The sequence below is a fragment of the Streptomyces cinnamoneus genome (assembly GCF_014650495.1).
Lineage (GTDB): Bacteria > Actinomycetota > Actinomycetes > Streptomycetales > Streptomycetaceae > Streptomyces > Streptomyces cinnamoneus.
The window spans coordinates 19,932-42,000 of the sequence record NZ_BMVB01000009.1 but is presented as its reverse complement, the minus strand read 5'-3'; the positions used below and the strand labels follow the sequence as shown (position 1 = coordinate 42,000).

Sequence of the window (22,069 nt, the reverse complement as noted above, 5' to 3'; positions counted from 1 at the left end):
AGCGTGCTCCACGGCCGTCGCCGTTCCCGGGGCCCTGCCGGGCGCCGGGAAGCCGGCTAGGACCAGCCGGCGACGTAGTACCCCACGCCGTAGGGCGCCTCGTCGTACAGCAGCGCTCCGCTCAGCCCGGCGCCCTCACCCGCGCCCGCCAGCACCTGCCAGGGCGCGCGGCCGGCGGCCTTCAGCTCGTACGCCAGCTCCGCGTCCAGCGCCGCCAGCGCGGCGGTGTCCGCGGCGCCCAGCGCCCTCGCCGCCATCGCGTCGAAGGGTTCGGCCCGCTCGTCGAGGTAACCGGGGGCCTTCACCGTCCGGCAGGCGCTGCCGTCGCCCATCACCAGCAGCGCGAGCCGCTCCGCGGAGCCGGCCAGCTCCCGGCCGGCGGCCAGGCAGCGTTCGGGCTCCAGCTCCTCGCCGACGCCCAGGCCCTCGACGGGTGCGCCCGTCCATTGCGTGCGCTCCAGCAGCCAGGCCGCGACGGCCAGGGACTGCGGCAACGCGCGGCCATCGGCGGCGCTGACGTCCTGGGGGGCCTTGCCGAGTCGTACGTCCAGGTCGACGCCCAGGCCGCGGAAGGAGCCGGGGGCGCCCTGTGGATACGGCCCGCGGCCGGTCACGTCGGCGGAGCCCAGGACGACGAGCCGGTCCGGGCGGGCGGCCGCCAGCACGGCCACGGCGTCCAGGCAGGCGGCGCGCAGGCCGTCCAGTTCGGGTGCGGCGCCCGCGGCCACCTCGGGCACGAGGAGCGGCGGGCAGGGGCATACGGCGGCGGCGACGAGCATGGCGGGAACGATACGCCCCGCCGTGCGCCCGCTGCTTGAGCGGGCCCACGGCGGGGCGCAGGTTCAGCCAGTGCTGGCCGACGGGGGTGGTGTCACTCGCAGCCGCCGCAGCCGGGGGCCGCGGGGGCGGGCGTCGGCGCCGGGGCGCCGATCGTCGGGATGCCGAGCATGACACCGGCCGGCTTGGCGGCCGCGGCGGCGGTGCGCTTCTCCCACGCGTCGCCCGCGCGCGTGCGGCGCACGGCCTTGGCGGGACCCTCGGCGAGCAGGTGGTGCGGGGCGGCGTAGGTGATCTCGACGGTCACCACGTCGCCCGGGCGGACCGGCTCCTCGGGCTGGGTGAAGTGCACGAGGCGGTTGTCGGGGGCACGGCCCGACAGGCGGCGGGTGGCGCCGTCCTTGCGGCCCTCGCCCTCGGCGACCATGACGTCGAGCGTGCGGCCGACCTGCTTCTTGTTCTCGTCCCAGGAGATCTCCTCCTGGAGGGCCACCAGGCGCTCGTAGCGCGCCTGCACGACCTCCTTGGGGATCTGCCCCTCCATGGTCGCCGCCGGGGTGCCCGGGCGCTTGGAGTACTGGAACGTGAAGGCGTTGGCGAAGCGGGCCTCGCGCACCACGTGCATGGTCTGCTCGAAGTCCTCCTCGGTCTCGCCGGGGAAGCCCACGATGATGTCGGTGGAGATGGCGGCGTCCGGCATGGCGGCGCGCACCTTCTCGATGATGCCGAGGAAGCGCTCCTGGCGGTACGAGCGGCGCATCGCCTTGAGCACCGTGTCCGAGCCGGACTGCAGCGGCATGTGCAGCTGGTGCATCACGTTGGGCGTCTCGGCCATCGCGGCGATCACGTCGTCGGTGAAGTCGCGGGGGTGCGGGGAGGTGAAGCGGACCCGCTCCAGGCCCTCGATCTTCCCGCAGGCGCGCAGGAGCTTGGAGAACGCCTCGCGGTCGCCGATGTCGGAGCCGTAGGCGTTGACGTTCTGGCCGAGCAGGGTGATCTCGCTGACGCCCTCGGCGACGAGCGCCTCGATCTCGGCGAGGATGTCGCCCGTGCGGCGGTCCTTCTCCTTGCCGCGCAGCGCCGGGACGATGCAGAACGTGCAGGTGTTGTTGCAGCCGACGGAGATGGAGACCCAGGCCGCGTACGCGCTCTCGCGCCGCGTGGGCAGCGTCGAGGGGAACGCCTCCAGCGACTCGGCGATCTCGACCTGTGCTTCTTCCTGGATGCGGGCGCGCTCCAGCAGCACGGGCAGCTTGCCGATGTTGTGGGTACCGAAGACGACGTCGACCCAGGGGGCCCGCTTGACGATCGTGTCGCGGTCCTTCTGGGCGAGGCAGCCGCCGACGGCGATCTGCATGCCGGGCCGCTTCGTCTTCATCGGGGCCAGCCGGCCGAGGTTGCCGTACAGCTTGTTGTCGGCGTTCTCCCGCACCGCGCAGGTGTTGAAGACGACGACGTCGGCGTCGCCTTCGGCGGTGCCCTCGGGCGCGCGGACGTAGCCCGCGTCCTCCAGCAGGCCGGACAGCCGCTCGGAGTCATGGACGTTCATCTGGCACCCGTAGGTGCGCACCTCGTATGTCTTCGCACTCATCTCAATCGACCAGGGTACGTGGTCGCCCCGACAGACCGCTCCTCCGTTCTTGCCTCCCGGGCCCCGGCCCCGTTCCATACCGTCCGTCCGTCTCTCGCGCGAACCCTGGCCCGCGCGGGAGCGGGCTGGCAGGATCCGCCCATGGCCCCCCGACTTCCGCGCCCCGGCAGGCGCCGCACCGTGCGGACGGGTGCGGTGGCCGCCGCCGTGCTCGCGCTGCTCATGTGGTGGCTGCTGCCGCCGGACGCGGGGCCGTCGCCCAGCGGCCGGATCACGGTGGCGACGGGCGTGCCGACCGGGGTCTACGCCAAGTACGGCGCCCTTCTCAAGGAGGACCTGGGCCAGGACCTGCCGGCCCTGGAGGTGGAGCTGCGGCGCAGCCAGGGCTCGCTGGACAACCTGCGGCAGCTGACGAGCGGCAGTGTGGACTTCACCATCGCCACCGCGGACGCGGTGGCGACCTACCGGGAGAACCGGCAGCCGGGCGCGGAGCGACTGCGCGCGTGCGCGCGGCTGTACGACGACTACATGCAGCTGGTGGTGCGCAAGGACTCGCCCGTGGAGTCGACACGGGACCTCAAGGGGCTGCGGGTGGGCGTGGGGGCGAACGGCTCCGGCGTGCAGCTGATCACCAAGCGGCTGCTGAAGGCCGCGGGGCTGGACCTCACGACGGACATCACCCCCGTGCGGGTGGGCATCGACCGGATGCCGGGGCTGCTGGAGAAGGGCGAGATCGACGCCTTCTTCTGGTCCGGCGGGCTGCCGACGACCGCCGTGCAGTCCCTGGGGCGGCGGCTGCCGATCCGGCTGGTGCAGCTGGGCGACCTGATCGGCGACCTGCACGCCATGGGGGCGGAGACGCGCTTCTACCGGGCCGCGATGATGCCGGCGGACGCCTATCCGGAGCTGCGCGCCACCCAGGTGGTCAAGACGGTCGCGGTCGCCAACCTCCTCGTGACCCTCGACGACACCGACGCCGACCTCACGGAGAGCATCACCCGCACGGTGATACGCAGCCGTGACCGCATCGGCGTCAAGATCCATGCCGCGCAGAAGGTGGACCTGCGGACGGCCGTCTTCACCAACCCGCTCCCCCTGCACGACGGCGCCCGTCGCTATTACGTGTCGATCAAGCCGTAAACCTCCGCCCGGCGACGCGTCTTGGCCGTCGTGCCGCAGCCGTCGCGTCTCAGCCGTCGTGCGCGGCGGGCCCGCCGTCGCGGGGCACGACGATGGTGGCGCGCAGCCCGGTGGGGCGGTTGTGCTCGTACGAGAGCGTGGCGCCGGTCGCGGCGAGGAGGGCCCGCGAGATGGACAGGCCGAGCCCCGAGCCGGAGACGTTCTGGTGGCGGTTGCTGCGCCAGAAGCGGTCGCCGATGCGGGTGAGCTCCTCCTCGGTCAGGCCGGGGCCGCCGTCGGCGACGGCGATGTGCACACGGTCGCCGTCGACGCCGACGGTCACCTCCACGCGCGCGTGCTCGGGGGTGAACTTCAGGGCGTTGTCGACGACCGCGTCGAGGGCGCTGGAGAGGGCTATGGGATCGGCCCAGCCGGTCGCGGCGGCCGGGCCGCGGTAGGTGAGGGAGACCCGCTCCCGGTCGGCGACCGGCGACCAGGCGCCCACCCGGTCGGTGACGATCTCGGCTATGTCGGTGAGCTGGGGGTCGCCGGGGTCGTGCTCGGCCAGCGCCAGGTCGAGAAGGTCGTCCAGGACCCGTGCCAGCCGTTTGCCCTCGGCCTGGACGGAGGCGACCTCGCCGTGCCCCTCGGGGAGGTCGAGGGCCAGCAGGTCGATGCGCAGCAACAGGGCGGACAGGGGGTTGCGCAGCTGGTGCGAGGCGTCGGCGACGAAGGCGCGCTGCTGGTCCAGGACGTTCTCGACGTTGTCGGCCATCTCGTTGAACGAGCGGGCCAGGCGGCGCAGTTCGGGCGGTCCGCTGTCGGCCGCCACGCGGGAGTTCATCCGGCCGGTCGCTATGTCGTGGGCCGCGACGTCGAGGGTGCGTACGGGCTTGAGCACCCAGCCGGTGAGCCGGAAGGCCGCTCCCACCGCGACGAGCATGGCGGCGGTCTCGCCGGCGGCGAGCAGCAGCCACTGGTGGAGGATGCGGGAGCGCAGCTGTCCGGTGGGTGATTCGGTGACCACGACGGCGACGACGTCACCGTCACGGATGACGGGCGAGGCGACGGTGAGGCGGCTGTGCCGCCAGGGCCACACCTGGCCGGGGTCCCGACTGCGCCGCCCGGCGAGCGCCTCCTGGAAGGCCCGCCTGCCCTCCCCCTCGGGCGGCAGGGCCCAGTCGGCGGGGGCGGCGGCCATGGCCTTGCCGCTGCGGTAGAAGACACCGGCTCTTATGCCGTAGAGGTCCTCGTACCGGTCCAGCTCGGAGCGGAGCGTCAGGAACCGTCCGTCGGCCTGGTCGGCCGGTTCGAAGGGCTGGGCGGTGACGTACTGGGCGAGGGAGGCGAACCGGGCGGTGTCGTCGATGCGGTCGACGACCACCTGTTGCTGTTCCACGGCCGCCATGCCGGCGGCGAGGGGGAAGCCGAGGGCCAGTAAGACGCCCGCCATGAGGACGATGAGCAGGGGGAGGAGTCGGGTGCGCACGGGCTCGTACTGTCCTCACGCCGGGACGACGATTTTGTAGCCGACGCCGCGGACCGTCTCGATCAGCGCGGGCATCCGCAGCTTGGAGCGGAGCGAGGCGATGTGCACCTCCAGGGTGCGCCCGGTCCCCTCCCAACTGGTCTGCCACACCTCGCTGATGATCTGTTCGCGGCGGAAGACCACGCCGGGCCGCTGGGCGAGCAGCGCCAGCAGGTCGAACTCCTTGCGGGTGAGGGGGACGGCGGCGCCGTCCACGGACACCCGCCGGTTGGGGACCTCGATGGTCAGGGGGCCCAGGAGCAGGGCGTTCGGGCCGTCGGCCTCGGGCTGCTGGCCGGGCGCGCCCTCGGTGTGCGGGGTGCGCCGGGCGACGGCGTGGATGCGGGCGAGCAGCTCTCCCGTGTCGTAGGGCTTGACGACGTAGTCGTCGGCTCCGAGGTTCAGGCCGTGGATCTTCGAGCGGGTGTCGGAGCGGGCCGTGACCATGATGACGGGCGTGGCCGTGCGCTTGCGGATCTTGCCGCAGACCTCGAACCCGTCCTGGTCGGGCAGGCCGAGGTCGAGCAGGACGACGCCGAACGGGGCGCCGACGTCCGGCAGCAGGGCCTGCAGTGCCTCCTCGCCGCTCCGGGCGTGCGTGACGTGGAACCCGTGCCGGGCCAGCACGGCCGACAGGGCGGCGGCGACATGGTCGTCGTCCTCCACGAGCAGCAGTCTCATCGGCCCCCTCCGGGCGCAGGTGCGGCAACACCGCATCCACGCTGATGACCGCCGCCCGCGTCAAGGGGTTCCTGCCCGTGGAACGGGTTCCGTTATGCAGCCGGTACGCCCGTGGACCCCTCGCGCGCGTGTTGACGCAGAGTGTCCGCTTGAAGCCGGATCGTTATGCTCAATTTCAGCTCAGATGTAATGACGCTGGTCGTTGCGGCTCATTAAGGTCCACCCCAATCGAGGAGGACGGAGCGAGGAACGCCGATGAGCGAGGTATCGGTGACCAAGGACGTGGCGCCCGCCGCGGACGCACTGGTCGTCCTGAGCAAGGTCAACAAACACTTCGGCGCGCTGCATGTGCTCCAGGACATCGACCTGACGATCGCCCGCGGCGAGGTCGTGGTCGTCATCGGGCCTTCGGGGTCCGGCAAGTCGACGCTGTGCCGCACGATCAACCGGCTGGAGACGACGGATTCCGGTTCGATCACCATCGACGGGAAGCCGCTGCCCCAGGAGGGCAGGGAGCTGGCCCGGCTGCGTGCCGACGTCGGCATGGTCTTCCAGTCCTTCAACCTCTTCGCGCACAAGACCGTGCTGGAGAACGTGGTGCTGGGGCAGGTGAAGGTCCGCCGCAAGGACCGCAAGGAGGCGGAGGCCACGGCCCGGGCGCTGCTCGACCGGGTCGGGGTGGGCGCACAGGCGGACAAGTACCCCGCGCAGCTCTCCGGCGGCCAGCAGCAGCGCGTGGCCATCGCCCGTGCGCTGGCGATGGACCCGAAGGTGATGCTCTTCGACGAGCCGACGTCCGCGCTCGACCCGGAGATGATCAACGAGGTGCTGGAGGTCATGCAGCAGCTCGCACGGGACGGGATGACGATGGTCGTCGTCACCCACGAGATGGGCTTCGCGCGCTCCGCCGCCAACCGCGTGGTCTTCATGGCGGACGGCCGGATCGTCGAGGAGGCGCAGCCGGACCAGTTCTTCAACAACCCGCGCAGCGACCGGGCCAAGGACTTCCTGTCGAAGATCCTGCACCACTGAGCCCGCCCCGCTCTGCCCCACCCCGTCTCACCGCGCCGGCCGGATCGTCGATCCGGCCGGGCCGGGCCGGATGCGCCGACCGCTTCCCGCCCGCTTTCCCTTCACACCCTTTTCTATCGACTTTTTTCTCTTGATTTCTGTCGATTCCCATGGTTTTGCCGCCACACCGCCACCCGACGCCCCGCAGGCGCAGACGCAAAGGATGTTCTTCATGAAGCTCCGCAACACCGCCGCAGCGGCCGCCGTGGTGCTGGCGCTCGCCGCGACCGCGACCGCCTGCGGCAAGTCGGGCAGCCCCGACGACACCAAGGACGGCGACAAGGCGAGCGGCAGCGCGTCGGCGTCGGCGCTGCCGGCGTACAAGGTGAACACCGCCGCCGACGTCAAGGACTCCCCGGTCTTCGAGAAGATCAAGGGCAAGGAGATCACGATCGGCACCAAGGCCGATCAGCCCGGCCTCGGCTACGAGAACCCCGGCACCAAGAAGCGTTCGGGCTTCGACGTGGAGATCGCCCGCATGATCGCGGCGGACCTCGGCTTCGACGAGGCGCACATCAAGTTCAAGACCGTGCCCTCCGAGGCGCGCGAGACGCAGATCGCCAGCGGCGGCGTCGACCTCTACGTCGGCACGTACACGATCAACGACGAGCGCAAGAAGCAGGTCGGCTTCGCCGGCCCGTACTACGAGGCCGGCCAGGACCTGCTCGTCAAGGCGGACAGCAGCATCAAGGGCCCGGACGACCTCAAGGGCAAGAAGGTCTGCTCGGCGACCGGTTCCACCCCGCTCAAGCGGATCAAGGAGCCCCAGTACGGCGTCGCCGAGGCCAAGGCCCAGCAGGGCTACCAGCTCTGCGTGCAGGACCTGGTCAACGGCTCGGTCGACGCGGTCACCACGGACGACTCGATCCTCAAGGGCTACGCGGCCGAGAACAAGGGCGCCCTGAAGGTCGTCGGCAACCCCTTCTCCAAGGAGCCCTACGGCATCGGCCTGAAGAAGGAGGACGCGGCGCTGCGCGAGGCGGTCAACAAGGCCCTCGAAGCGCACGTGCAGAACGGCGACTGGAAGAAGGCGTACGACGCCACGCTGGGCCTGTCCGGGTCGTCCGCGACGCCGCCCGCGATCCAGCGCTACTGACCGGCAATCGGTGCCGTATGACCGCCACGCGATTCCCGGAGAAGTGACTTGAACGTTCTGTCGGACAACTTCGCGATGTTCCGCGAAGGTTTCGTCGGCACCGTCGAACTGACGGCGCTCAGCGCGCTGCTCGCCCTGGTGCTGGGCACCCTGGTCGCGGCGTTCCGCGTCTCTCCGGTGCCCGCGCTGCGCGTCTTCGGCACCGTATGGGTGACGCTGCTGCGCAACACCCCGCTGGTGCTGCTGTTCCTGGCCGTCACCCTGGGGCTGCCCGCGCTCGGCCTGAAGGGGTGGGACTCCTTCTGGCTCGCCGTGATGGCCCTGGGGTGCTACACCTCGGCCTTCATATGCGAGGCCATCCGCTCCGGCATCAACACCGTGCCGGTGGGCCAGGCGGAGGCGGCCCGTTCCCTCGGGATGACCTTCAACCAGACCCTGGGGCAGATCGTCCTGCCGCAGGCGGCCCGGACGGCGATCCCGCCCATCGGGAGCCTGATGATCGCCCTGGCGAAGAACACGGCGATCGCCTCGGGCTTCAACGTCACCGAGCTCGGCTCCGTGCAGAAGACGCTCAACGCCGCCTCGGGCTACGACATCTATGTGATCTTCGCCTGGATCGCGCTCTGCTACATCATCATCACGTTCACCATCAGCGGCCTCTTCCGGCTGCTGGAAAACCGACTGGCGGTGGCCCGATGAGCGGCAGCGTCCTCTACGACGTGCCCGGCCCCCGGGCACGGGCCCGCAACCGGGTCTACGGCGTCGTCTCCACCGTGGCCATCGTCGGCCTGCTCGCCTTCGTCGTCTACCGACTGGACGACACCGGCCAGTTCCAGGCGGGGCTGTGGGACGACTACGAGTACGCCGACACCCAGCAGCGCATCGTCGACGGCCTGTTGACGACGCTGAAGACCTTCGCCATCGCGGCGGTGCTCTCCCTGCTGCTGGGCACGGTGCTGGCCACGGCACGGCTCTCCGACCACAAGCCCGTCCGCTGGGCGGCGACGGTGGCCGTGGAGTTCTTCCGGGCCATGCCGCTGCTCATCATGATCTTCCTGCTGTACGCGGCGGTGTTCACCTCGGACCCCATGTGGGCCCTGGTGATCGGGCTGACGCTCTACAACGGCTCCGTGCAGGCGGAGATCTTCCGGTCCGGCATCAACGCCGTGCCCAAGGGGCAGAGCGAGGCGGCGTACGCGATCGGGCTGCGCAAGACGCAGGTCATGACGAACGTCCTCGTGCCGCAGGCCGTCCGGTCGATGCTTCCGTCGATCATCAGCCAGCTGGTGGTGACCCTCAAGGACACCTCACTGGGATTCATCATCCTGTACGAGGAGCTGCTGTTCGTCGGAAAGGCGTTCGCCCAGCAGACCCCGCCCGTGAACGGCGTCTACGCCTTCATCCCGATGGTGATCGTCTTCGGCTCGATCTACATCCTGCTGTGTCTGGCGCTGTCCTCCGTCGCCACCTGGGTCGAACGGCGCACGAAGCGCTCGCGCAAGGGCAGTCCGCCGCCGATGCCGGCCACCAGCGCAACCGTCATGACCGATGCCGCACACGGCGCCGCCGGGGTGGACCCGGGCGCCTCCGGCGCGGGAACGCCCGACAACCAGTGAGTTCCGTGGGTATGACGCCCCGTCGGCCGCTTACGGCCGGCGGGGCGCACGCTCATGGCGCGCCGTGGCAGGACCTCTGATCACTTGACGCACGCTGCGGCAATGGGTTGCATACGTTCTGTGATCGCGCACCGTTTTCCCCCTGCCAGTCCCCGTACGTCCCGTACGCACCACGCGCGCCGCGCGGCCTCCGTCGTCGTCCGCCGCGGGGGCCGGGGAGTCGTGCCGTGGACCCGGTGATCGTCGTCGGGGCCGGGCCGGTCGGGCTCACACTGGCACTCGCGCTGGCCCGGTACGAGGTGCCCGTCACCGTCCTGGACGAGGCGCCGCCCGGCAGTGCGGGGCAGGACGACCGCCGCCTCGCCCGCACCGCCGTCCTGCGACCGGAGACGGCCGCCCTGCTGGAGCGCCTGGGGTGCGCCACGACGGAGGGCACGCGCTGGACGGGCTGGCGCACGCTGCGGCGCCGGGCCGAGGTGGCACGGGTGGCCTTCGCGGCACCGGCCGGCAGCGTGAAGGCGGACGAGCGCGAGCACGACGAGCTCCTGGAGCGCGGGGAGTCCGGCGACTTCAGTGATGTCAGGGGACTCGGTGGCTTCGGGGGGGCTGGTGAATCCGGTGACTTCGGCGCGTCCGGTGACTTCGGTGACGCCGCGGGCTCCGGGGACGCAAGGGACCTGGGAGCAGAACCGTCTCCCCTGCACCTTCCCCAGCACGCCCTGACGCGCGAGTTGCGGGCCGCGCTCGACGGTGAGGCGGACGTGCGGATCGTCCAGGACAGCCGGCTGACCCTCCTCAAGCAGGACTCCTCGGGCGTCACCGTGCACACCAGGGGCGACAACGGCACGGTCTGGCGCGCCAGTTATCTGATCGGCTGCGACGGCGCCCGGTCCGTCGTGCGCAAACTGCTGGGCGCGCGCTTCCCCGGCCGTACGGCCGTCGAGCGGTACGCGGTCGCCGCACTCCGCGCCGAACTGCCGTGGCCGGGCGAGGCCGTGCTGCACCGTGCGCCCCCGCGCGGTGACGAGGTGACGGCCCGCCCGTTGCCGGACGGGGTGTGGCGGCTCGACTGGCTCCTGCCGTCCGACGGGCGGCTGGTGACCCCCGACGCACTGCTCGCCCGGGTGCGCGACGCGCTGTCCCTGTGGTGCGGGGAGGTGCCGGCGTACGACCTGCTGGACACCGGCGTGCACGCCGTGCACCACCGCCTCGCGCGCCGCTGGCGCAGCGGCCGCGCCTTCCTCGCCGGGGACGCCGCCCATCTGCTCGGGGCGCTGGGCACGCAGGGGCTCGACGAAGGGCTGAGGGACGCGGAGAACCTCGCCTGGAAGCTGGCCCTCGCCTGGCACCACGGCGCCTCGGACACCCTGCTCGACAGCTACCAGGCGGAACGGCGCGAGGCGGTCGCGGCACGGCTGCGTGCCGCCGACCGGACCCTGCCGACGGTGCGCGGGGAGGGCGGCTGGCACACGGTACGGCGCACGGTGGTGCCGCGCGCGGCGCGCGCCCACGATGTGTTGCTGACCGACGGCCATCTGGGGCGTGGGCTACTGGGTGCGCCCCAGGCCCACACCCATACGCCCCTGGCGCCGGCCGCACCGCCCGCAGGCTCGGTCCTGGTCGGGACGCCCGTGGGAGCACCGGTCACGGACGTGCCGGTGACCGCACCGGACGGCTCCGAGACGCAGCTGCACGACCGGCTGGGCGGCAAGCTGCTGGTGGTGCTCGTCGCGCCGGGTACGGGTGTGTGGGAGCGGCGGCACTGGCTGGGGGCCGGGCTGATGCCCCGGCTGGCAGCGGCCGTCTCGGCCCTGCCCCTGCAGGCGGAACTCCTGGTGACCGAGGGCTATCCCGGGGCGGACGCCCACACCGTGCTGGTCGTGCGGCCGGACGGCTTCCTGGTGGCCGCGCTGGCGGGGGTGCGGCCCGCGGAGCTGTACGCGTGCGCGGATGCGGCACGGGGCGGCGGGACGGAGCCGGCGTCGGCATCGGCGAAGGCACCAGCGGGCGAGCGGGCACCGGAGGCGGCCGAGGCCGCAGAGACAGCCGGCAGTGAGGCTACGGCCAACCGTTGACCGGCCCGTACCGTCATGGTTGACTCCGGAGCGTGACTGACACCGGGCTGCGTTTTTGGCGGAGGGTCCATCTGGACCTCCTCCGCTACGCGGGCTGTGTCTGTCGTCCGTCCCGTTGATCCGCTTCCTTCCGCCGCGCGGCCGTGAGCCGGCCGCCCGTCCGCGGACCCTCTTCGCGATCACTCAGGACGGTGCTCCATGCCCTCTTTCGTCCGCTCCTCGACACCTCCTTCCGCCGCCCACGGGGCCGGTGGGCCGTCGGAGGCCGATCTCCTCGGCTTCGTGCGCCGCACGGCGGCCGACGCCACGCTCGTCTCTTCGCTGCCCCTCGATCCCGAGGGGCGCACCTGGATCCGGCTCGACGGGCCGGGCGGCAGCGAGGCGTGGCTGATCTCCTGGCCGCCGGGCGCGGGCACCGGCTGGCACGACCACGGCGGCTCGCACGGCGCCTTCGCCACGGCGGCCGGATCGCTGACCGAGCAGTCGCTGGCCGCGCAACTCCCCACGGAAGGTTGGACGTTGCTGGAGCTGGCGGACGGCGTCGACCGTGAGAGGCAGCTGACGGAGGGCAGCGGCCGGGCGTTCGGCCCCCACCACGTGCACCAGGTGTTCAACGCGTCGTCGCAGCAGCACGCCATTTCCGTGCACGCCTACTACCCGCCGCTGCCCATGATGCGGCGCTACAGCCGGAGCGGTCCGGTGCTGCGGCTGGAACAGGTCGAGTTGCCGGAGGAATGGGCATGAGGGTCGAGGAGCTGCTGGCCGCGGCGCGGGCCGGGCTGCAACGCCTCGGGCCGGCCGAGGCGGCCGAGGCGCAGGCGGCGGGCGGGCTGCTGGTCGACATCCGTTACGCGGCACTGCGCGAACGCGACGGGACGATACCGGGCGCACTCGTCGTCGAACGCAACGAGCTGGAGTGGCGCCTGGACCCGCTGTGCGACCACCGCGCCCCGGAGGCCACCGGGCACGACCTGCGGGTGGTCGTGATCTGCAACGAGGGATACGCGTCGTCGCTGGCCGCGGTCTCGCTCCGGCAGCTGGGACTGCACAGGGCCACCGACCTGGTGGGCGGCTTCCAAGCCTGGCGATCGGCGGGCCTGCCGGTCCTCACCCCGGTCCGGCCGGTGCCGCTCTAGGCGGCACCGCTGAAGCCGCCCGGTCCGGCTGCCGCCCGCAGCCGGGTTCGGCCGCAGCCAGGCTCGGCAGGTTCGGCCGCAGCCCCGCATGCGGCTTCGCCGCCCGGCGGTGCCCCGGGGGAGGGGCGGCGCCGCCGGTCCTACGTCTCCGGAAGGTAGTGGTCCAGCAGTTCCGGGTCGTCGCCCTCTTCCTCCAGGGCGCGCCGCACCACGCGCAGGGCGAGGCCCTCGGAGTAGCCCTTGCGGGCCAGCATTCCGGCGAGGCGCCGGAGCCGCTTCTCGCGGTCCAGGCCCCGGGTCGAGCGCAGCTTGCGCTCGACCAGCTCGCGGGCCGTGCGCTCTTCCTGCTCCGGGTCGAGCTGGCCCACCGCCTCGTCGATCAGGGCGGAGTCCACGCCCTTGGTGCGCAGCTCGCGCGCCAGGGCGCGCCGGGCCAGGCCCCTGCCCCGGTGCCGGGACTCGACCCACGCCTCGGCGAACGCCGCGTCGTCGATGAGCCCGACGTTCTCGAAGCGGGACAGCACCTCCGCCGCCACCTCGTCCGCTATGCCGCGCTTGGCCAGTGCGTCGGCGAGCTGCTTGCGGGTGCGGGGCGATCCGGTGAGCAGGCGCAGGCAGATCGCCCGCGCCTGCTCCTCCGGTGGCGGTGGCGCTCCGCCCCCGGCCCTCGACGGGGAGGGGGCGCCACCGCCCGTACGGTCGCGGTCACCCGCGTGTGGCTCGCGCGGCTCGGGCCACTCGCTTCGCCGGGTCACCGGCTAGCTCTTGGCCGCGGCCTTGGCGGCCTTGCCCGCGGACTTGGCCGCCGGGGCGGGCACCGACTTGGCGGGCTCGTCGGCAGCGGCCCCGGCCGCGTCCGCACCGGGCTCGCCGGCCGGGGACTCGGGCTTGACGCCCACGCCCAGCTTCTCCTTGATCTTCTTCTCGATCTCGTTGGCGAGGTCGGGGTTGTCCTTCAGGAAGTTGCGGGCGTTCTCCTTGCCCTGGCCGAGCTGGTCGCCCTCGTACGTGTACCAGGCGCCGGCCTTGCGGATGAAGCCGTGCTCGACGCCCATGTCGATCAGGCCGCCCTCGCGGCTGATGCCCTGGCCGTAGAGGATGTCGAACTCGGCCTGCTTGAAGGGCGGCGAGACCTTGTTCTTGACGACCTTGACGCGGGTGCGGTTGCCGACCGCCTCGGTGCCGTCCTTGAGGGTCTCGATGCGGCGGATGTCCAGACGCACCGAGGCGTAGAACTTCAGGGCCCGGCCACCGGTCGTGGTCTCCGGGGAGCCGAACATGACGCCGATCTTCTCGCGGAGCTGGTTGATGAAGATCGCGGTGGTCTTGGACTGGTTGAGCGCGCTGGTGATCTTGCGCAGCGCCTGGCTCATCAGACGGGCCTGGAGACCGACGTGGGAGTCGCCCATCTCACCCTCGATCTCCGCGCGCGGCACCAGGGCGGCGACGGAGTCGATGACGATCAGGTCGAGCGCACCGGAGCGGACCAGCATGTCCACGATCTCCAGCAGGATGAGGTTGTCCGTGTCGACACCCAGCGCCCGGGCGTACTCGGGGTCGAGGGCGTGCTCGGCGTCGACGAAGGCGACGGTGCCGCCCGCCTTCTGCGCGTTGGCCACGGCGTGCAGGGTCAGGGTGGTCTTACCGGAGGACTCCGGCCCGTAGATCTCCACCACGCGGCCGCGGGGCAGCCCGCCGACGCCGAGGGCGACGTCGAGCGCGGTCGACCCGGTGGGGATGACCTCGATCGGCTCGTTCGCCCGGTCGCCCAGGCGCATCACGGCGCCCTTGCCGAATTGCCGTTCAATCTGTGCGAGCGCGGCGTCCAGCGCCTTCTCGCGGTCGGTGCCTGCCATGGGTTCCACCCGGTTTGCTTGAGTCGATCGCTTCACGTCCACGACGCTAACGCCTGCCACTGACAATGCGCCCGGGCGTCGCCCCGGCCTGTGGATAACTCGGCTCCGCCGGCCCGGGACACCCATAAGAATGGATGTTCGAATTTACTGTCAAGCGCGCCACTCCGCGCGCCGGACGGCCCTTGATCGACACCTGCGCGGCCCTGGAGCAGCGCCTGCACAAGCCCTTGATCAACGCCTGCGCAAGGCCCTGACCATGCGCGCGAAGAGCGAGGGGCGGCCGCGGCGGCCGTCGCCGCGGCCCCCGTCCCCGCCCGTGGCGCCGGTCGTCCCGGCCACCTCGTAGCGCTTCACGTACACCCCCAGGAACGCCTGCAGCGTCGCCGTGGCCGGGATGGCGATCAGCGCGCCCACCGCCCCGAGCAGCGCGGTGCCGGCGACCACCGAGCCGAAGGCGACGGCCGGGTGGATGTCCACGGTCCGGGCTGTGATGCGCGGCTGCAGCACGTAGTTCTCGAACTGCTGGTAGACCACGACGAAGCAGAACACCCACACCGCGTACCAGGGGTTCACCGTGAAGGCGATCAGGATCGGCAGCGCACCGGCGAGGTAGGTGCCGATCGTCGGGATGAACTGCGACACCAGACCCACCCAGACGGCGAGCGCCGGGGCGTAGGGCACGCCGAGGATCTCCAGCAGGACGTAGTGCGCGATGCCCGAGATCAGCGCCATCAGGGCGCGCGAGTAGATGTAGCCGCCGGTCTTGGTGACGGCGATCTCCCAGGCGCGCAGCACCTCGGCCTGCCGGTGCGGGGGCAGCACCGAGCACAGGGCGCGGCGCAGCCGGGGGCCGTCGGCCGCGAAGTAGAACGAGAACAGCAGGATGGTCAGCAGCTGGAACAGGCCGCCGAGGACGGTGGCCGAGACGTCCAGCACTCCGCTGGCACTGTTGCGCACGTACTTCTGCAGCCAGTCCGAGTGCAGCACGCTCTCCTGGATCGCGACCCGGGAGAGGTGGGTGCTGAACGTCCGGTTGCTCCAGCTGATCACCGAGTCCAGGTAGGAGGGGAAGTTCTCCACCATGGTCTGGATCTGCCCGGCGAGCATCGACCCCAGCAGCGTGAAGAAGCCCAGGAAGGCGACGGTCACGGCCAGGAACATCACACCGGTGGCGAGGCCGCGGCGCATGCCGCGCGAGGACAGCCGGTCGACCGCCGGTTCGACGGCCAGCGCGAGGAAGAACGCGATCACGATGTTGACCAAGAGGCCGATGAGCTGATGGAACGCCCAGACGGCCAGCTGGAAGCAGGCGAACAGGGCGAGCGTCACCACCACGGCCCGGGGCAGCCAGCGCGGCATGCGGGCACCGTCGTCGGGCCGAGGCGGTCGGGGGTCGTCCGGGGTGTCCTCTGTGGCTGCCACGAAAGCAAGTGTGGCCTATCGGACGAAATGAGTAACGGACTGCCCGGTCGTCGTCCGCGGTGCCGTCAGCGCCGGTCCTCGGGGATCTCCATCGCCCTGCAGACCCCGCGCCAGACGTCCTTGGCGTTCCAGCCGGCGTCCAGCGCCTGGTGCACGGTCCTCCCGCCGAGCTCGGACATCACATGATCGCGCGCGAAGGAGTCGGCGTACGCCGCGCCGAAATAATCCGCCATCCGCTGCCAGAAGACCGTCAACCGCATGGTCCAAGTATCCCGCCCCTGAGAGTGCAGCCGTGCACGAGGCGGTGACCGGCGGCGCTTCGCGCCCTACGGTCTTGTGCATGGCCCCACCCGGATCATCCGCTGTCGACCGTGCCGAACGGTTCGTCTGGCTCACCGCCCGTGTCCTGGAGCAGCGCAGGTTCGCCTACCACTTCCTCGGCGGCAGCCCCGAAGCCGTCGAGGCGGCACTGGCCGCGTACGAGGGCGACGACGGGGGATTCGGGCACGCCCTGGAACCGGACCTGCGCGGCCCGGTGAGTCAGCCGCTGCACACGGCGCACGCGCTGCGCGTGCTGGACGAGATCGGCCGCTGCCGGGACCGCCGGGTGGAACGCGTGTGCCGCTACCTCACGGCGATCTCGACCCCGGACGGCGCACTGCCCGCGCTCCACCCCTCGCTGCGCGGCTATCCGGCCGCCCCGTGGATCCCGGTGGTGGACGACCCGCCCAGCGATCTGCTCGCCACCGGCCCCGTGGTGGGGCTGCTGCACCGCAACCAGGTGTGGCACGCGTGGCTGTTCCGGGCCACCGACTTCTGCTGGGCGGCGGTCGACGCCCTCGGCAGGGGGGCGCGGACGCATCCGTACGAGGTCGAGGCCGCCGTCGCGTTCCTGGACGGAGCGCCCGACCGGCGGCGCGCCGAGGCGGCCGCCGAGCGCCTGGGACGGACCGTGCGCGCGCAGCGGCTGGCCGTCCTGGACCCCGGGCGGGCGGACGAGTACCCGCTGCCCGAGGGGTACGCGCCGGGCGAGTACCACTTCCCCCACGACTTCGCGCGCGCCCCCGGCTCGCTGGCCCGGCCGTGGTTCACCGATGCCGAGCTGGGCAGGTCGCTGGAGTTCCTCGCCGCCGCCCAGGAGGAGGACGGGGGCTGGCCGATCCGCTGGCGGGCGTGGGCACCGGGCACGCCGCTGGAGTGCCGGCCGATGGTGACCCTCGACGCGCTGCTGACGCTGCGGGCGTACGGCCACCCCGTCCAGGCCCCCGCCCCCGCCTGAAACCACCGCTGACCTGCTCGTCCGGGGCATTGTCAGTGGTGCGGTGCACGATGGGGTGCATGGCGGACGACATGGCAGCTCCGGCGGCGGAGGACCCGGCATCGGCCCTCGCCGCGTTCTCCCCCGCGACCCGCGCCTGGTTCACGGGGGCGTTCACCGCGCCCACGGCGGCCCAGGCCGGTGCCTGGCGGGCGATCGACGAGGGTTCGGACGTGCTGGTCGTCGCCCCGACGGGTTCCGGCAAGACGCTGGCCGCCTTCCTCGCCTCCCTGGACCGGCTGGCGAGCACACCGCCGCCTGCCGAACGCGGCAAGCGCTGCCGGGTGCTGTATGTCTCCCCGCTCAAGGCCCTCGCGGTGGACGTCGAGCGCAATCTGCGCAGCCCGCTGACCGGCATCCGCCAGGAGTCGGTGCGCCTGGGGCTGCCCGAGCCGGAGATCCGCGTCGGCATCCGCTCCGGCGACACCCCCGCCACCGAGCGGCGCGCGCTGGTCACACGGCCGCCGGACATCCTGATCACCACGCCCGAGTCGCTGTTCCTCATGCTGACCTCCGCGGCGCGGGAGGCGCTCACGGGCGTGGAGACGGTGATCCTCGACGAGGTCCACGCCGTCGCCGGGACCAAGCGCGGCGCGCACCTGGCCCTGTCGCTGGAGCGCCTCGACACCCTGCTGCCCCGCCCGGCCCGCCGCATCGGGCTCTCCGCGACGGTGCGCCCGGTGGACGAGGTGGCGCGCTATCTCTCGCCCCAGCGCAAGGTGGAGATCGTCCAGCCGCCGTCCGGCAAGGAGTTCGACCTCTCGGTCGTCGTGCCGGTCGAGGACCTGGGCGAGCTCGGCGGCTCCCCGGTGCAGGAGGGCGGCGACGGCAAGGAGAAGCCGTCGATCTGGCCCCATGTCGAGGAGCGCATCGCCGACCTGGTCCAGGCGCACCGCTCCACCATCGTCTTCGCCAACTCACGGCGCCTCGCCGAGCGGCTGTGCAACCGTCTCAACGAGATCGCCCACGAGCGGGCCACCGGCGAGCCCCTGCCGGAGCACCACTCCCCCGCCCAGCTGATGGGCGGGTCCGGCCCGGCCAAGGGCGCGCCCCCCGTCATCGCCCGCGCCCACCACGGTTCGGTCTCCAAGGAGCAGCGGGCCCTGGTCGAGGAGGACCTGAAGGCGGGCCGGCTGCCGGCCGTCGTGGCCACGTCCAGCCTGGAGCTGGGCATCGACATGGGCGCGGTGGACCTGGTCGTCCAGGTCGAGTCGCCCCCGTCGGTCGCCTCCGGTCTGCAACGGGTCGGCCGCGCCGGCCACCAGGTGGGCGCGGTCTCCACCGGTGTCGTCTTCCCCAAGTACCGGGGCGACCTGGTGCAGGCGGCCGTGGTGACCGAGCGGATGCGCCAGGGCGCCATCGAGTCGCTGCGGGTGCCGGCCAATCCGCTGGACGTGCTCGCCCAGCAGATCGTCGCCATGGCGTCCATGGACGCCTGGGACGTGGACGAACTGCTGGCCGTGGTCCGGCGCGCGGCGCCCTTCGCCGCCCTGCCGGAGTCCGCCTACACCGGCGTCCTCGACATGCTCGCCGGGCGCTATCCCTCCGACGCCTTCGCCGAGTTGCGGCCCCGCCTGGTCTGGGACCGCACGGCCGGCACCGTCTCGGGACGCCCGGGGGCGCAGCGGCTCGCCGTCACCTCCGGCGGCACCATCCCCGACCGCGGCCTCTTCGGCGTCTTCCTGGCCGGCGCGGACCCCAAGAAGGGCGGCGGCCGGGTCGGCGAGCTGGACGAGGAGATGGTCTACGAGTCGCGGATCGGCGACGTGTTCACCCTCGGCACGACGTCCTGGCGGATCGAGGACATCACCCGCGACCGCGTCCTGGTCACCCCCGCCCCCGGCATTCCCGGGCGGCTGCCGTTCTGGAAGGGCGACCAGCTCGGCCGCCCCCTCGAACTGGGACGCGCCCTCGGCACGTTCCTCCGCGAGATCGGCGGCATGGCGCCCGGGGCGGCCCGCGAGCGGCTCACCGCCGCCGGCCTCGACCGCTGGGCCGCCGACAACGTCCTCGGCTACCTGGACGAGCAGCGCCGGGCCTGCGGCCATGTGCCCGACGACCGGACCATCGTCGTCGAGCGCTTCCGCGACGAGCTGGGCGACTGGCGCGTCGTGATCCACTCGCCCTTCGGCGCCCAGGTGCACGCACCCTGGGCCCTGGCGCTCGGCGCCCGGCTCGCCGAGCGGTACGGCATGGACGCCCAGGTGATGCACGCCGACGACGGCATCGTGCTGCGGCTGCCCGACGCCGACGTCATGGGCCTGGATCTGCTCGACGCCGACCCGGCGCGGCAGGGCGCGGAATACGACAGCGAGCAGTCCCCCGTCGGGGCGGCCGACGTCACGTTCGACAAGGGAGAGGTCGACGGGATCGTCACCGACCAGGTCGGCTCCTCGGCCCTGTTCGCCTCCCGCTTCCGGGAGTGCGCCGCCCGGGCCCTGCTGCTGCCGCGGCGCAACCCCGGCAAGCGCACCCCGCTGTGGCAGCAGCGCCAGCGCGCATCCCAGCTGCTGCAGGTCGCCGGTGAGTTCGGTTCGTTCCCGATCGTCCTGGAGGCCGTGCGCGAATGCCTTCAGGACGTCTTCGACGTCCCCGGCCTGACCGAGCTGATGGGCGACGTCGAGGCCCGCCGGGTCCGGCTGGTCGAGGTGACCACGCCCGAGCCGTCCCCGTTCGCCCGCTCGCTGCTCTTCGGCTACGTCGCCCAGTTCCTCTACGAGGGCGACTCCCCGCTCGCCGAGCGCCGCGCGGCGGCGCTCTCCCTCGACTCGCGGCTGCTGGCCGAGCTGCTGGGCCAGGCCGAGCTGCGCGAGCTCCTCGACCCGGAGGTGCTCACCGAGCTGGAGCGCGAGCTGCAGTGGCTGACGGAGGACCGCAAGGTCAAGGACGCCGAAGGCGTCGCCGACCTGCTGCGCCTGCTGGGTCCCCTCACCAATGCCGGGCTCGCCGAGCGCGGCGCCGGGCCGCAGTGGGCCGAGGAGCTCGCCGACGCCCGCCGCGCCATCCGGGTCCGCATCGCCGGCCAGGACCACTGGGCGGCCGTCGAGGACGCCGGACGGCTGCGCGACGCGCTGGGCACGGCACTGCCCGTGGGAGTCCCGGAAGCCTTCACCGAGCCCGTCAAGGACCCCCTCGGCGATCTCCTGGCCCGTTTCGCCCGCACCCACGGCCCGTTCACCTCCGCGCAGGCCGCCGCCCGCCTGGGCCTGGGTCCGGCGGTCACCGACGGCGCGCTGCACCGCCTCGCGGCCGGCGGCCGCATCGTCCAGGGCGAATTCCATCCCTCCGGCATCGGGCAGGAGTGGTGCGACGCGGCCGTTCTGCGCAGACTGCGCCGCCGCTCGCTGGCCGCGCTGCGGCACGAGCTGGAGCCCGTGCCGCCCGCCACCCTCGCCGCGTTCCTGCCCGCCTGGCAGCACGTCGGCTCGCACAGCCTGCGCGGCATCGACGGACTGCTGCGCGCCGTGGAGCAGTTGCAGGGCGCACCGGTGCCCGCGTCCGCGCTGGAGAAGCTCGTCCTGCCCGCCCGGGTGCGGGACTACTCCCCCGCGATGCTCGACGAGCTCACCGCCTCGGGCGAGGTCGTGTGGGCCGGGGCCGGGGCCCTGCCCGGCAAGGACGGCTGGGTCTCCCTGCTGCTCGCCGACGCGGCCCCCCTGTTGCTGCCCGCGCCGCATCCGCTGGAGCTCTCCCCGCTCCACCAGGCCGTCCTCGACGCCCTCTCGGGCGGCTACGGCCTGTTCTTCCGTCAGATCGCCGACCGCGTCCGCGCGGCGGATCCGGAAGCCGGGGACGCGGCGGGCACGGACGCCCGGATCGCCGAGGTCCTCTGGGAGCTCGCCTGGTCCGGGCGGCTCACCAACGACACGCTCGCCCCGCTGCGTTCGTTGCTCGGTTCGGGCCGTACGGCCGGCTCCACCGCACACCGCGCCAAGCGGGCCGTGCCGCGGGGCCGTTACGGCGCCTTCACGGGCCGGCCGGGCCTGTCCGGCCTGACGGCACGCGCCACCGCCTCCCGCAGTGGGCCGCCGACGGTGGCGGGCCGCTGGTCGCTGCTGCCGCAGCGCGAGCCCGACGCCACCCTGCGGGCCCACGCCCTGGCCCGCACGCTCCTCGACCGGCACGGCGTGGTGACCCGGGGTGCCGTGGCCGCCGAGGGGGTGGAAGGCGGCTTCTCCGCGGCCTACCGCGTGCTCTCCGTCTTCGAGGAGAGCGGCCAGGCCCGCCGGGGCTATGTGGTCGAGGGCCTGGGTGCCGCGCAGTTCGCCATGGACGGCGCCGTCGACCGGCTGCGCGCCGCGGGCACGGCCCGGGAGCGGTCCGGCGGCGCGCCCGCCGCCCCCTGGGACCCGCAGCCCGCCCAGCCCGCCCGCCGGCGGGCGGTCGTCCTGGCCGCCGCGGATCCGGCCAACGCCTACGGGGCGGCCCTCACCTGGCCCGAGCCGCCCGCCGGCGCGGCGCACAAGCCGGGCCGCAAGGCCGGTTCCCTGGTCGTCCTCCTCGACGGTGCCCTGGCGCTCTACATGGAGCGCGGCGGCAAGACCCTGCTCGCCTGGCCCCAGCAGGAGGGCGCCGAAACGGCCGCCAGCGACGACCCGGGGCTGCAGGAGGCAGCCGCGGCCCTGGCCGAAGCGGCCCGGGCAGGCGCCCTGGGCACCGTCACCGTCGAACGGATCAACGGCGCCCCTGCCCTGTCCGCTCCCCTCGGCCCGCTCCTGGAGTCCGTGGGGTTCCACGCCACACCACGGGGGCTGCGCCTGCGCGCACCCTGATACAAGGCCAC

Annotated in this window: 19 protein-coding genes; 11 read left to right on the top strand and 8 right to left on the bottom strand. The window is 72.7% G+C overall.

Annotated elements, in window-relative coordinates; genetic code table 11:
• Positions 1 to 56: 56 nt before the first annotated feature.
• Together IE182_RS15505 and miaB are read right to left on the bottom strand one after the other, a co-directional pair.
• Entirely contained in the window at positions 57 to 779 is a 723-nt protein-coding gene (locus tag IE182_RS15505; RefSeq protein WP_190110396.1) for a class III extradiol dioxygenase subunit B-like domain-containing protein, read from the bottom strand.
• 92 nt (positions 780 to 871) lie between these two features.
• Entirely contained in the window at positions 872 to 2,368 is a 1,497-nt protein-coding gene (gene miaB, locus IE182_RS15500; RefSeq protein WP_190110395.1) for a tRNA (N6-isopentenyl adenosine(37)-C2)-methylthiotransferase MiaB, read from the bottom strand.
• Positions 2,369 to 2,509: 141 nt separating this feature from the next.
• Between miaB and IE182_RS15495 the strand changes: the two genes are divergently transcribed.
• The gene (locus tag IE182_RS15495; RefSeq protein WP_190110394.1) at positions 2,510 to 3,508 is read left to right on the top strand and encodes a TAXI family TRAP transporter solute-binding subunit; all 999 of its coding nucleotides are present in this window, start codon (positions 2,510 to 2,512) and stop codon (positions 3,506 to 3,508) included.
• A gap of 49 nt (positions 3,509 to 3,557) precedes the next feature.
• Here IE182_RS15495 and IE182_RS15490 read toward each other — a convergent pair whose 3' ends face one another.
• Positions 3,558 to 4,976, bottom strand: coding sequence for a HAMP domain-containing sensor histidine kinase (locus IE182_RS15490; protein ID WP_190110393.1), 1,419 nt, complete (start codon positions 4,974 to 4,976; stop codon positions 3,558 to 3,560).
• Between the two features lie 15 nt (positions 4,977 to 4,991).
• The gene (locus IE182_RS15485; RefSeq protein WP_190110392.1) at positions 4,992 to 5,696 is read right to left on the bottom strand and encodes a response regulator transcription factor; all 705 of its coding nucleotides are present in this window, start codon (positions 5,694 to 5,696) and stop codon (positions 4,992 to 4,994) included.
• Positions 5,697 to 5,951: 255 nt separating this feature from the next.
• Here IE182_RS15485 and IE182_RS15480 point away from each other — a divergent pair, with 255 nt between their 5' ends.
• From IE182_RS15480 to IE182_RS15450, 8 genes are all read left to right on the top strand, one after another.
• On the top strand, positions 5,952 to 6,728 hold the full coding sequence (locus IE182_RS15480) for an amino acid ABC transporter ATP-binding protein (protein WP_190110391.1): 777 nt from the start codon (positions 5,952 to 5,954) through the stop codon (positions 6,726 to 6,728).
• 211 nt (positions 6,729 to 6,939) lie between these two features.
• Positions 6,940 to 7,863 (top strand): glutamate ABC transporter substrate-binding protein, encoded by a 924-nt coding sequence (locus IE182_RS15475; RefSeq protein ID WP_190110390.1) that lies wholly within the window; start codon positions 6,940 to 6,942, stop codon positions 7,861 to 7,863.
• Between the two features lie 48 nt (positions 7,864 to 7,911).
• Positions 7,912 to 8,562 carry an amino acid ABC transporter permease gene (locus IE182_RS15470; RefSeq protein WP_190110389.1) on the top strand — a complete coding sequence of 217 codons (651 nt, stop codon included), beginning with the start codon at positions 7,912 to 7,914 and terminating at the stop codon, positions 8,560 to 8,562.
• Positions 8,559 to 9,479 carry an amino acid ABC transporter permease gene (locus tag IE182_RS15465; RefSeq protein ID WP_190110388.1) on the top strand — a complete coding sequence of 307 codons (921 nt, stop codon included), beginning with the start codon at positions 8,559 to 8,561 and terminating at the stop codon, positions 9,477 to 9,479. Before IE182_RS15470 ends, IE182_RS15465 begins: the two co-directional genes overlap by 4 nt.
• A gap of 227 nt (positions 9,480 to 9,706) precedes the next feature.
• Positions 9,707 to 11,554: an FAD-dependent monooxygenase gene (locus IE182_RS15460; RefSeq protein WP_190110387.1), complete on the top strand. Its 1,848-nt coding sequence runs from the start codon at positions 9,707 to 9,709 to the stop codon at positions 11,552 to 11,554.
• A 32-nt stretch (positions 11,555 to 11,586) separates the two neighbouring features.
• Positions 11,587 to 11,673 carry a putative leader peptide gene (locus IE182_RS32780; RefSeq protein ID WP_373303570.1) on the top strand — a complete coding sequence of 29 codons (87 nt, stop codon included), beginning with the start codon at positions 11,587 to 11,589 and terminating at the stop codon, positions 11,671 to 11,673.
• 79 nt (positions 11,674 to 11,752) lie between these two features.
• On the top strand, positions 11,753 to 12,298 hold the full coding sequence (locus tag IE182_RS15455; RefSeq protein WP_190110386.1) for a cupin domain-containing protein: 546 nt from the start codon (positions 11,753 to 11,755) through the stop codon (positions 12,296 to 12,298).
• Complete coding sequence (locus IE182_RS15450; RefSeq protein WP_190110385.1) at positions 12,295 to 12,690, top strand: rhodanese-like domain-containing protein; 396 nt, start codon at positions 12,295 to 12,297, stop codon at positions 12,688 to 12,690. Before IE182_RS15455 ends, IE182_RS15450 begins: the two co-directional genes overlap by 4 nt.
• Before the next feature lie 140 nt (positions 12,691 to 12,830).
• Here the strand turns inward: IE182_RS15450 and recX are convergent, their stop codons facing one another.
• From recX to IE182_RS15430, 4 genes are all read right to left on the bottom strand, one after another.
• Complete coding sequence (gene recX, locus IE182_RS15445) at positions 12,831 to 13,445, bottom strand: recombination regulator RecX (RefSeq protein ID WP_190110384.1); 615 nt, start codon at positions 13,443 to 13,445, stop codon at positions 12,831 to 12,833.
• A 3-nt stretch (positions 13,446 to 13,448) separates the two neighbouring features.
• Positions 13,449 to 14,546 carry a recombinase RecA gene (recA, locus tag IE182_RS15440; RefSeq protein WP_190110383.1) on the bottom strand — a complete coding sequence of 366 codons (1,098 nt, stop codon included), beginning with the start codon at positions 14,544 to 14,546 and terminating at the stop codon, positions 13,449 to 13,451.
• Between the two features lie 231 nt (positions 14,547 to 14,777).
• The gene (locus IE182_RS15435) at positions 14,778 to 15,968 is read right to left on the bottom strand and encodes an AI-2E family transporter (RefSeq protein ID WP_373303563.1); all 1,191 of its coding nucleotides are present in this window, start codon (positions 15,966 to 15,968) and stop codon (positions 14,778 to 14,780) included.
• Between the two features lie 65 nt (positions 15,969 to 16,033).
• Entirely contained in the window at positions 16,034 to 16,228 is a 195-nt protein-coding gene (locus IE182_RS15430) for a DUF3046 domain-containing protein (RefSeq protein WP_190110382.1), read from the bottom strand.
• 80 nt (positions 16,229 to 16,308) lie between these two features.
• Here IE182_RS15430 and IE182_RS15425 point away from each other — a divergent pair, with 80 nt between their 5' ends.
• Both IE182_RS15425 and IE182_RS15420 read left to right on the top strand, forming a co-directional pair.
• On the top strand, positions 16,309 to 17,247 hold the full coding sequence (locus IE182_RS15425; RefSeq protein WP_190110381.1) for a hypothetical protein: 939 nt from the start codon (positions 16,309 to 16,311) through the stop codon (positions 17,245 to 17,247).
• A gap of 59 nt (positions 17,248 to 17,306) precedes the next feature.
• A complete protein-coding gene (locus IE182_RS15420; RefSeq protein WP_229844841.1) occupies positions 17,307 to 22,058 on the top strand; it encodes an ATP-dependent helicase in 4,752 nt (1,583 codons plus the stop codon).
• The last annotated feature ends 11 nt before the right edge of the window (positions 22,059 to 22,069 follow it).

Bases quoted from the DNA above. Each gene is read 5' to 3' on its own strand.
- recA (WP_190110383.1), bottom strand. From the start codon at position 14,546: ATGGCAGGCACCGACCGCGAGAAGGCGCTGGACGCCGCGCTCGCACAG.
- IE182_RS15425 (WP_190110381.1), top strand. From the start codon at position 16,309: ATGGCCCCACCCGGATCATCCGCTGTCGACCGTGCCGAACGGTTCGTC.
- IE182_RS15430 (WP_190110382.1), bottom strand. From the start codon at position 16,228: ATGCGGTTGACGGTCTTCTGGCAGCGGATGGCGGATTATTTCGGCGCG.
- IE182_RS15505 (WP_190110396.1), bottom strand. From the start codon at position 779: ATGCTCGTCGCCGCCGCCGTATGCCCCTGCCCGCCGCTCCTCGTGCCC.
- IE182_RS15420 (WP_229844841.1), top strand. From the start codon at position 17,307: ATGGCGGACGACATGGCAGCTCCGGCGGCGGAGGACCCGGCATCGGCC.
- IE182_RS15475 (WP_190110390.1), top strand. From the start codon at position 6,940: ATGAAGCTCCGCAACACCGCCGCAGCGGCCGCCGTGGTGCTGGCGCTC.
- IE182_RS15455 (WP_190110386.1), top strand. From the start codon at position 11,753: ATGCCCTCTTTCGTCCGCTCCTCGACACCTCCTTCCGCCGCCCACGGG.
- IE182_RS15485 (WP_190110392.1), bottom strand. From the start codon at position 5,696: ATGAGACTGCTGCTCGTGGAGGACGACGACCATGTCGCCGCCGCCCTG.
- IE182_RS15480 (WP_190110391.1), top strand. From the start codon at position 5,952: ATGAGCGAGGTATCGGTGACCAAGGACGTGGCGCCCGCCGCGGACGCA.
- IE182_RS15465 (WP_190110388.1), top strand. From the start codon at position 8,559: ATGAGCGGCAGCGTCCTCTACGACGTGCCCGGCCCCCGGGCACGGGCC.
- miaB (WP_190110395.1), bottom strand. From the start codon at position 2,368: ATGAGTGCGAAGACATACGAGGTGCGCACCTACGGGTGCCAGATGAAC.
- IE182_RS15495 (WP_190110394.1), top strand. From the start codon at position 2,510: ATGGCCCCCCGACTTCCGCGCCCCGGCAGGCGCCGCACCGTGCGGACG.
- IE182_RS15450 (WP_190110385.1), top strand. From the start codon at position 12,295: ATGAGGGTCGAGGAGCTGCTGGCCGCGGCGCGGGCCGGGCTGCAACGC.